Origin of the sequence: Streptomyces sp. MZ04 (assembly GCF_004684775.1) — a bacterium.
Lineage (GTDB): Bacteria > Actinomycetota > Actinomycetes > Streptomycetales > Streptomycetaceae > Streptomyces.
Genome location: NZ_SRIC01000318.1, coordinates 1 through 8,955 on the forward strand (window position 1 = coordinate 1; position 8,955 = coordinate 8,955).

12 protein-coding genes are annotated in these 8,955 nt (G+C 70.5%); 5 read left to right on the plus strand and 7 right to left on the minus strand.

What is annotated here, in order from left to right; translation table 11 throughout:
- Positions 1 to 212 precede the first annotated feature (212 nt).
- Complete coding sequence (locus E2651_RS37380; protein ID WP_135335733.1) at positions 213 to 1,253, plus strand: NAD(P)-dependent alcohol dehydrogenase; 1,041 nt, start codon at positions 213 to 215, stop codon at positions 1,251 to 1,253.
- 63 nt (positions 1,254 to 1,316) lie between these two features.
- Here the strand turns inward: E2651_RS37380 and E2651_RS37385 are convergent, their stop codons facing one another.
- Positions 1,317 to 2,129, minus strand: coding sequence for an NAD(P)-dependent oxidoreductase (locus E2651_RS37385; RefSeq protein WP_135335724.1), 813 nt, complete (start codon positions 2,127 to 2,129; stop codon positions 1,317 to 1,319).
- Between the two features lie 9 nt (positions 2,130 to 2,138).
- A complete protein-coding gene (locus E2651_RS37390) occupies positions 2,139 to 2,963 on the minus strand; it encodes a helix-turn-helix transcriptional regulator (RefSeq protein WP_135335725.1) in 825 nt (274 codons plus the stop codon).
- A gap of 133 nt (positions 2,964 to 3,096) precedes the next feature.
- Here E2651_RS37390 and E2651_RS37395 point away from each other — a divergent pair, with 133 nt between their 5' ends.
- Positions 3,097 to 3,537, plus strand: coding sequence for a VOC family protein (locus tag E2651_RS37395; protein ID WP_135335726.1), 441 nt, complete (start codon positions 3,097 to 3,099; stop codon positions 3,535 to 3,537).
- Positions 3,538 to 3,745: 208 nt separating this feature from the next.
- Complete coding sequence (locus tag E2651_RS37400) at positions 3,746 to 4,132, plus strand: VOC family protein (RefSeq protein WP_135335727.1); 387 nt, start codon at positions 3,746 to 3,748, stop codon at positions 4,130 to 4,132.
- Between the two features lie 111 nt (positions 4,133 to 4,243).
- Here the strand turns inward: E2651_RS37400 and E2651_RS37405 are convergent, their stop codons facing one another.
- Positions 4,244 to 4,501, minus strand: a complete 258-nt coding sequence (locus E2651_RS37405) for a hypothetical protein (RefSeq protein WP_245239464.1) — start codon at positions 4,499 to 4,501, stop codon at positions 4,244 to 4,246.
- A 64-nt stretch (positions 4,502 to 4,565) separates the two neighbouring features.
- Positions 4,566 to 5,360 (minus strand): alpha/beta fold hydrolase, encoded by a 795-nt coding sequence (locus E2651_RS37410; RefSeq protein WP_135335728.1) that lies wholly within the window; start codon positions 5,358 to 5,360, stop codon positions 4,566 to 4,568.
- A 52-nt stretch (positions 5,361 to 5,412) separates the two neighbouring features.
- On the opposite strand from E2651_RS37410, the gene E2651_RS37415 reads away from it, so the two are divergent.
- Together E2651_RS37415 and E2651_RS37420 are read left to right on the plus strand one after the other, a co-directional pair.
- Complete coding sequence (locus E2651_RS37415) at positions 5,413 to 6,315, plus strand: aminoglycoside phosphotransferase family protein (protein WP_135335729.1); 903 nt, start codon at positions 5,413 to 5,415, stop codon at positions 6,313 to 6,315.
- Positions 6,316 to 6,499: 184 nt separating this feature from the next.
- Positions 6,500 to 6,829, plus strand: coding sequence for a helix-turn-helix transcriptional regulator (locus E2651_RS37420; protein WP_245239465.1), 330 nt, complete (start codon positions 6,500 to 6,502; stop codon positions 6,827 to 6,829).
- A 20-nt stretch (positions 6,830 to 6,849) separates the two neighbouring features.
- Here the strand turns inward: E2651_RS37420 and E2651_RS37425 are convergent, their stop codons facing one another.
- The 3 genes from E2651_RS37425 to msrA all read right to left on the minus strand — a co-directional run.
- Positions 6,850 to 7,458 (minus strand): ATP-dependent Clp protease proteolytic subunit, encoded by a 609-nt coding sequence (locus tag E2651_RS37425; RefSeq protein WP_135335730.1) that lies wholly within the window; start codon positions 7,456 to 7,458, stop codon positions 6,850 to 6,852.
- 5 nt (positions 7,459 to 7,463) lie between these two features.
- Complete coding sequence (locus tag E2651_RS37430; protein WP_135335731.1) at positions 7,464 to 8,123, minus strand: ATP-dependent Clp protease proteolytic subunit; 660 nt, start codon at positions 8,121 to 8,123, stop codon at positions 7,464 to 7,466.
- 152 nt (positions 8,124 to 8,275) lie between these two features.
- On the minus strand, positions 8,276 to 8,955 hold a 680-nt coding region (gene msrA / locus E2651_RS37435), incomplete at its 5' end, for a peptide-methionine (S)-S-oxide reductase MsrA (RefSeq protein WP_135335732.1).

The following is an 8,955-nucleotide window of genomic DNA, read 5'->3' on the forward strand; positions in this document are numbered from 1 at the left end:
GCTCGGGGGCGGGGGCGTGCGGGGGCTGCCCGGCGTCGGCGTTCATGTACTCCAGTATCCGGGGTCGTAGGCATACGAGCCTGTCCCCGCCAGTAGTAGGACCACTGGACGTAGGCAGGGCTGTGACCTGGGTAGATGTCCGCGAGGCTGGCACGGTTGACGTCATGACCGCACAGACAAGCGCCACCACCAGCACCACCAGCACCACCGGCATCACCACCGTTTCCGCCTACGCCGCACCGTCCGCCAAGGCCCCCCTGGAGCGGACCACCATCCCGCGCCGCCCGGTCGGCGCGACCGACGTACTGATCGACATCAAGTTCGCCGGTATCTGTCACTCGGACATCCACCAGGCGCGCGACGGCTGGGGCGAGGGCATCTTCCCGATGGTCCCGGGCCACGAGATCGCCGGTGTCGTCACCGAGGTCGGTTCCGCCGTCACCAAGTTCGCCGTGGGCGACCGTGTCGGCGTCGGCTGCCTGGTCGACTCCTGCCGCGAGTGCGAGAACTGCAAGGCGGGCCTGGAGCAGCACTGCCTCAAGGGCGGCGTCGGCACGTACAACGCGATCGGCAAGGACGGCGAGCCCACCTACGGCGGCTACTCCACGCACGTCGTCGTCGACGAGGCCTTCACCGTCGGCATCCCCGACGGCCTGTCCCTCGACGAGGCCGCCCCGCTGCTGTGCGCGGGCATCACCACGTACTCGCCGCTCAAGCACTGGGGCGCGGGCCCGGGCAAGAAGGTCGCCGTGATCGGCCTCGGCGGCCTCGGCCACATGGGCGTCAAGATCGCGCACGCGCTCGGCGCGGAGGTCACCGTCCTCTCGCAGTCGCTGCGCAAGAAGGACGACGGCCTGAAGCTGGGCGCCGACCACTACTACGCGACCAGCGACCCGAAGACGTTCGAGGAACTCGCGGGCTCCTTCGACGTGATCCTCTCCACGGTGTCCGCGCCGCTGGACTTCGGCGCCTACCTGGGCCTGGTCAAGACGGGCGGCGCCCTGGTGAACGTCGGCGCCCCCGAGGAGCCGATCGCCCTGAACCTGTTCTCCCTGATCGGCGGCAACAAGACCCTCGCCGGTTCGATGATCGGCGGCATCGCCGAGACGCAGGAGATGCTCGACTTCTGCGCGGAGCACGGGCTCGGCGCAGAGATCGAGATCATCGACGCCGACCAGATCAACGAGGCGTACGAGCGTGTCATCAACTCCGACGTGCGCTACCGCGTCGTGATCGACACGGCCACGATCTGACGCCGGGCGGCGCGTCTACTGGCGCGTCTACCTGCCCGTCTACCGGCGCGTCTACCTGCCCGTCTACCGGCGCGGCAGATGCGGAAGAGTGAACTCCGGGGTGGCGAAGTGGCCCGACTGCGGCGCGTCCGGGTCGAAGGACGCGTCCGCCCCGGAGATCTTCTCCGCGTAGGCGGACGCGTCGTCGACCGGCGCGTAGGAACCGGTCAGCTCCCAGAAGCGGCGCGGATTGTCCGACACCGCGTACGTGATGTCGAAGTCGCCGGGGCCGCCCGTGCGCAGCGCCTCGCGGACGAATCCGCCCGCGTCCCGATGGCTGAGCCAGGTCGCCAGGTGCCGCGCCTCGGAGGGCACGTCCTCGAAGCTCCCGATCCGCAGACAGCTGACGGAGAGCCCGAACTTGTCGGCGTACATCCTGCCGAGCGCCTCGACCGCGACCTTGCTCACGCCGTACAGACCGTCGGGCCGCACCGCGTCCTGCGGCCGCGTGAGGTGGGAGTTCGGGTGGAAACCGGCGGCACGATTGCTGCTGGCCAGGACGGTGCGCGAGATGACGTTTCGGCGCGCGGCCTCCAGGACGTGGTGCGTGCACAGCACATTCGCCTCGAGCAGGTCCGCGAACGGCGCCTCGTCCGGGATCCCCGCCATGTGGACGACGGCCTCCACGCCGGAGAGGGCCTCCGCCGTCGCGGCGGCGTCCCGCAGGTCGACGGTTACGGAGCGTTCGTTGGCGGCGAGCGGTTCGACCGGCGGAACCCGGTCGACGAGCACCAACTGGGCTACGTGGTCCCGCAACTGGAGCCGCAGCGCCGAACCTATCTTTCCGGACGCTCCGGTGAGGGCGACGGCTGAGGGAATCAGGGTGTCGGTCGTCATCCGCCGATGCTAGATCGGCGCGGGCGCCGGTGTGTGGACCAGCAGCGAGGCGGGCGTGGTGCCGGGGGGTGCGGCGGGGGTGAGGAGGGTGACCAGGTAGGTCAACTGGCCGTTGTCGCCGGTCACTTCGATCGTACGAGGAGTGAAACCGCCCACCGAGCGGCACGCCCACCAGTGCGCGAGGTCGGGCCGCGTGGCGTGCAGGCGTTCCGTGAGGGCACGTACCCCGTCGTCGCCGGGGAGGGTGTCCGCGTGGGCCCGGAAGTGGCGGTGCAGGTCCTGCGCGAAGGGCTCCCAGGCGGGCAGCACGCGCTGGTGGTCCGGGTCGCCGATGAGCAGGAGCAGCAGGTTGCGCCGCTCGGCGGGCAGGCGGCCGGGGTCGGGCCACAGTGTGCTGTACGCGGTGTTCCATGCCGTGATGGATAGGTCGGGGGTGAGCACCAGGGCGGGCGAGCCGGGCCAACTGCTGATCATCGTGCGGAGGTTGTCGTGCTCGGGGGTGCCGGACGGGCTGACGGCCGGATCTGCGGCGGTCCGCGGCGGTGCGAACCCCGCGAGGGCCAGCACATGGCGGTGTGCGTCACCGTCGAGGCGGAGGGTGCGGCTCACCGCGTCGAGCACCTGCCGGGAGGTGTCCACGCGGCCCTGCTCCAGCCAGGTGTACCAGGCGACCCCGACCCCGGAGAGCGCGGCCACCTCCTCGCGGCGCAGTCCCGGAGTGCGGCGGCGCGCGGTGGCGGGAAGCCCGACCTCGTCCGGTGCCAGACGCTCGCGGTGCGCCCGCAGGAACGTACCCAACTCGCCACGCCGGGCGGTCTCTTCGGCGGTGGTCATGGATGCAGCGTAAAGGGATGCAGCGTAAAGGGATGCGGCGCAAATGGATGCGGCGTCATCCGAGCCTGATACCCCTGGTCACCCCATCATCGCCGTACTGGCTGCGGCAGGCGCGGCCCGTGAACCTGAACGCATGACGAATGGACATCCCTCCGACGGCGCCGTCATGTGGCGCCGCTCCACCGACTCCTCGGCCCTGACCGAGCCCCGCACTTTCGTACGGGTCTTCACGGGCCCCGGCACCCTGGAGTCCGTAACCGCCTTCTACGAGCAACTCCTCGGCGTGGAACGGGACATGTGGTTCACCTATCCGGATCTGAGTCTCGGGCTCGCGGCGGTCGGCGGCTTCCTCCTGATCGAGGGCACGGAGGAGAGCGTCGCGCCCTTCCGGGCCACGGCGGGCACGCTCCTCGTGGACAGCGCGCAGAAGTATCTGGACCGCCTGACGGCCGCGGGCGCCGAGATCACCGACCCCCTGAAAGCCGTGCCGACCGGCGCGGGATTCAGCGCGCGCCACCCGGATGGGACGGTGATCGAGTACGTCGAGCACCGCCCGACCCCGGACGGCCGCTAGGGCCGCCAGGGCCGTCCGAGGCCGCTGACCGTGGCCGGAAGTCACCTCGTGCCGTGGCCCTAGTCCCCATTGCGCACCAGGTGGGGGGCCGTGTGACCGATGCAGGGAGGCCTGCGCGGGCCTAGTGTCGAAGATGTCAGCAAGGAAGCAAGGACACTTCAGACGCGGGAATCAGACGCGGGAATCAGACGCAGGAAGAGGTCGCACGATGTCCATCGAACTCAACCACACCATCGTTGTCGCCAAGGACAAGAAGGCGTCCGCGCAGTTCCTCGCCGACATCCTCGGCCTCGAGGTCAGCCCCCAGTTCGGCCCCTTCTTCCCCGTCGCGATCCCCAACGGCGTGACGCTGGACTACATGGAGAGCGACGGCGGGCCGATCACGCCCCAGCACTACGCCTTCCTGGTGTCCGAGGACGAGTTCGACGCCATCTTCGGCCGCGTCAAGGACGCGGGCCTCACCTACTGGGCCGACCCGTCCCACAGGATCGTCAACGAGATCAACACCAACGACGGCGGCCGCGGCACCTACTTCGACGACCCGAACGGCCACAGCCTGGAGATCCTCACGCGGCCGTACGGCAGCGGGGCGTAGACGCCTCCCGGCGCATCCCCGCCGCCGGGAGGATCAGAACTTGCCGTAGCGGCCGGTCAGGTCCGCTTCCCCAGGGCGGCGCGGTACTTGCTCGACTTCCAGTCGGACTTCTTACGGCCGTCGGAAGGACTGTACGCCCGCAGCCAGTTGGGCCAGGTCCTTGCCGTCGCGGGTGACGGCGTAGCGGGCGTCTCCGGCGTAGCCCTTCCAGGACAATTCCACGAAGTCCTTGCCGACTGCGGCGGTGATGCTCTGGCGGGCGGAGGAGGTGTCGACAACCGCAGGCTCGCCGGAAGCGGCTCGCATGACACCGAAGCCCTGGGTCTGAAGGGTCTTGCCCCGGGCGCTGTTCGAGCTGAAGCCGGTCACGTCCTTCGGTCTTAGGAGTGGGGATGGAGGGGCGTAAGTGGCTCTTGAGGCAATGCCCTTGTCCCTAGTCCGAGGTGCCCGAGAGGAAGCCGAGGACGAGCGGCGTCGCCACCCCCGCGAACTCCTCGAAGTACGCATGCCGAGCCCCCGCGAGAAGCCGCATCCGCGCATCCGGGATGCGTTCGGCGAGCAGGGGCGCGTTGGCGGTCGGGTTGAACAGGTCGTCCGTGCCGTGCACGACGAGTGTCGGCGCCGCGATCCGCGGCAGCGCGTCCCAGGCGTCGTGCCGGGCGCTGGCCCGCAGATGGCGGCGGCGGGCGTGCGGGGGCATCGCCGGGTCGCCGAGGGTGTGGAACACCGACCGCTCACCCTGCCGGGCGATCCAGCCCGGCGTGTACATCAGCTCCAGCAGGGCGCGGCGCGCGGCCCGGCCGTCGGCCTGGCTGAGGGCCGCGCGCACATCGGGCCCCCGCTCGACGCCGTGCGGCGCTCCCGGTGACGTACACCCGAGGACGAGACGGTCGACACGCTCGGAATGGTCGGCCGCGATCCACTGCGCGACGCGGCCGCCCATCGACGTGCCGTACACATGGGCGCGGTCGATGCCCGCGTGATCGAGTACGGCGACGACGTCGCGGGCGAAGCCGGGCGTGCTGTACGTGTCAGTGTCGGGGCGGCCGCTCTCGCCGGTGCCGCGCCAGTCGAGTACGACGGTCCGGTACGCGGCGGCGAAGTCGTCCCGCACCGGGTCCCACCAGCGGCGGTTGTTGGACTGCCCGCTCAGCAGGACCAGGGGGCGGCCGGAGCCGTGGACTTCGTAGTGCAGGGCGGTGCCGTCGGCGGCTTGGGCGAAGGGCATGGGGAAACGTCATCACACGGTCCCCTTAGGCCCTCGCCCCTAGGGTGCCGGAATGATCGAGACACCCCAGGGGTTCGCCGCGAGCACCGTCCAGCGGGAGGGCGAGCGCGGCCGCGCATGGCTGGAGACTCTGCCCGAACTGGCCGGAGAACTCCTCCGGCGCTGGGACTGCGCCCCGACGGATCCCGTCACCCACGGGCAAGTCGGCATCGTCGTCCCCGTGCGGCGTCGCGAGGACGGGACGCCCGCCGTCCTGAAGATCTCCTTCCCGCACCCCGGCAACGTCCACGAGCCGGACGCCTTCGCGGTGTGGGCGGGCCGGGGCGCGGTCCGCCTCTACGAACGGGACGACGCACGGTTCGCGATGCTCGTCGAGCGGGCGGGCCCCGACTCGCTCGCCGAAGTCACGGACGCGGAGGAGGCGCTGACGGCGGCGGGACTGCTGGCCCGGCGACTGGCCGTCCCCGCGCCCGCGGAACTGCCCCGGGTGAGCGCGCGGTGCGACGAGTGGGAGCGCGAACTCCAGGACAACGACAAGGAGTTGGACTCGCCGCTGGCCTCCCGCCTGCTCGACGCCGCGATCGGCACCCTCCGGGAACTGGGCCCCGACCAGCCCGACACGCTCATCCACGGCGACCTGCACGTCGGCAACGTACTGAAGGGCGAACGCGAACCCTGGCTGGCCATCGACCCCAAGGGGTACGCGGGCGACCCGGCGTACGACGCGATCACGCTGCTCCACCACCGCTTCGAGGAGCTGCTCACCGCGCCCGACCCCAAGGCCGCAGTGCTGCGCCGCCTCGCCGTCTTCTCCGACGCCGCCGGGGTCGACCGGGAGCGGGCCCGCCGGTGGACGCAGGTCCGGGCGGTGACCATGGCGTACTGGGGGCGGCTGCACGGTGATCCGCAGTGGCGCGTCATGGCGGCGGACGGTCTGGCGGAGGCGCTGGCCTGATTTCGCCGGGGGCAGAACGCCGATGCCTTCCCCGTACGGGTGCGGCACCTACCCTGAAGAGGTGAGCAGCGACGAGCGGAACCACCAGTCGGAGCAGGCCCCGCCGAGCGAGCAGCGGGCCCGTGTCATCCCCTTGCGCCCGCGCCCACAGGCGACAGGCCCGGCCCGGCGGGGCACCGCCCCCGTGCACCCAACTCCCGTGCACCCAACTCCCGTACGGCCGACGGAGAAAGAGCCCCTGTGGCGGGACGTCATCGGCGACGTGCTGCGCCGCGAACGCCTCGGCCAGGGACGCACGCTCAAGGACGTCTCCGAGGCGGCCCGCATCTCGATGCCCTACCTCTCCGAGCTGGAGCGCGGCCACAAGGAGGCTTCCTCCGAAGTCATCGCGGCCGGCGCCCGCGCGCTCGGCCTGAGCCTGGCGGACCTGCTCTCCCTGGCGCATACGGAACTGACCCGCCACGCCCAGCAGTCGACGCAACCGCGCCAGGGAGACATCCGCCTGGCCGCGTAAGGGAGTTACGCGTAAGGCGGTTACGCGGCGGCGAACAGGTTGCGCCGGCTGAGCACCTCGTCGGCAAGCCCGTACGCCACCGCCTCCTGGGCGGTGAACACCTTGTCGCGGTCCATGTCCGCACGCAGCGTGGCGACATCGTGCCCCGAGTGCCGGGACAGCACATCCTCCACCTGCGAGCGGATCCGCAGCATCTCCTTGGCCTGGAGACTGAGGTCGGAGACCGTCCCCTGCTGCCCGCCGCTCGCGGGCTGCCCGAGCAGCACGCGAGAGTGCTCGAGCACGAACCGCCGCCCGGGATCGCCGCCGGCGAGCAGCACGGCGGCGGTGGAGGCGGCCTGCCCGACGCAGAACGTCGAGATCGGGGCGCTGATGAAACTCATGGTGTCGTAGATCGCCATGAGTGAAGTGAAGGAACCCCCCGGCGAGTTGATGTAGATCGCGACCTCGCGCTCGGGCTGGGACGACTCCAGGTGGAGAAGCTGCGCGATGACGACATTGGCCACCCCGTCGTCGATGTCGGTCCCGAGGAAGATGATCCGCTCCGAGAGCAGCTTGCTGTAGATGTCGTACGCCCGCTCGCCCTGCGGAGTGCGCTCGACGACGTTCGGAATCGTGTACTGGCCCATGGCTGTCAGACCCCCAGTCCCATCCGCGGTTTGCCGGCGGCAGGCCGGACATCGGCCAGCGAGTCGAGCACCCGGTCGACCATCCCGTACTCCACGGCCTGTTCGGCGGTGAACCACCGGTCGCGGTCACCGTCCCGCGAGATGGTCTCCTCGCTCTGCCCCGTGTGCTCGGCGGTGATCCGCTCGACGGCCTTCTTCGTGAACTCCAGGTTCTCCGCCTGGATCGCGATGTCGGCGGTGGTCCCGCCGATGCCGGCGGACGGCTGATGCATCATGATCCGCGCGTTGGGCAGCGCGTACCGCTTCCCCGCGGTCCCGACGGTGAGCAGGAACTGCCCCATGCTGGCGGCGAATCCCATGGCCAGGGTCGACACGTCATTCGGGATGAGCCGCATGGTGTCGTAGATGGCGAGCCCGGCGGTGACGGAGCCGCCAGGGCTGTTGATGTAGAGACTGATGTCGGTCCGCGGATCCTCGGCCGACAGCAACAGCATCTGCGCGCAGACCCGGTTGGCGGAGACCTCGTCGACCTGCGTACCGAGGAAGACGATGCGCTGGGCGAGCAGCCGCGCGGCGAGGTGATCGTCGAAGGCGGTCGCCGGTGAACCGCCTTCCTGGCCCCGCGGACCGCGGGCCGGATCCCAGCCGGTGATGAGCGATGACATCGAGCCTCCCAGGGGTGGTGCGGCGGTGCTCGCCGCGCTCACTCCACTGTCGGCCGACGCGGGGCGCGGCGTAAGGGATCTCTGCCCGCGGCAGATCTGCCGTGGGCAGAGCGCCCCCGCCCGGGATCGACGCAGGACCTCACGCGCCGCGGTCAGCCGTCGGCCGGAGCGATCCCCGTCGGGCAGGCGCGGCCCCAGTTCGTCTCCGACGGGCTGTCCAGGGTGACGCCCGTGCCGCCGATTCCGCAGTACCCGTCCGGGTTTTTGCTGCTCGAAAGGTACTGCTGGTGGTAGCCCTCCGCCGGCCAGAACGTGCGGTTGTCTGCCGGGAGGACCGTTGTCGTGATCTTGCCGTGGTTCGAGGACGTCAGGACCTGCTGGTAGGCGTCTCGGGAGGCCTCCGCCGCCGACTCCTGGTCGGGGGAGTGGGTGTAGATCGCCGAGCGGTACTGGGTGCCGACGTCGTTGCCCTGGCGGAAGCCCTGCGTGGGGTTGTGGGACTCCCAGAAGAGCTTCAGGAGCGAGGCGTACGAGACCTTGGACGGGTCGAAGACCACGCGGACCGCCTCCGTGTGGCCGGTCAGGCCCGAGCAGACCTCTTCGTAGGAGGGGTTTTGGGTGTGGCCGCCCTGGTATCCGACGTATGTCGTCCAGACGCCTTCCGTCTGCCAGAACTTGCGCTCCGCGCCCCAGAAGCAGCCGAGCGCGAAGTCCGCCACCTCCAGGCCCTTGGGGTACGGGCCGAGCAGCGGGTTGCCGAGGACCGTGTGGCGGGACGGGACCTCGAACTCGGGGGTGGCGCGGCCCTTCAGGGCCTGCTCGGGCCGTACCC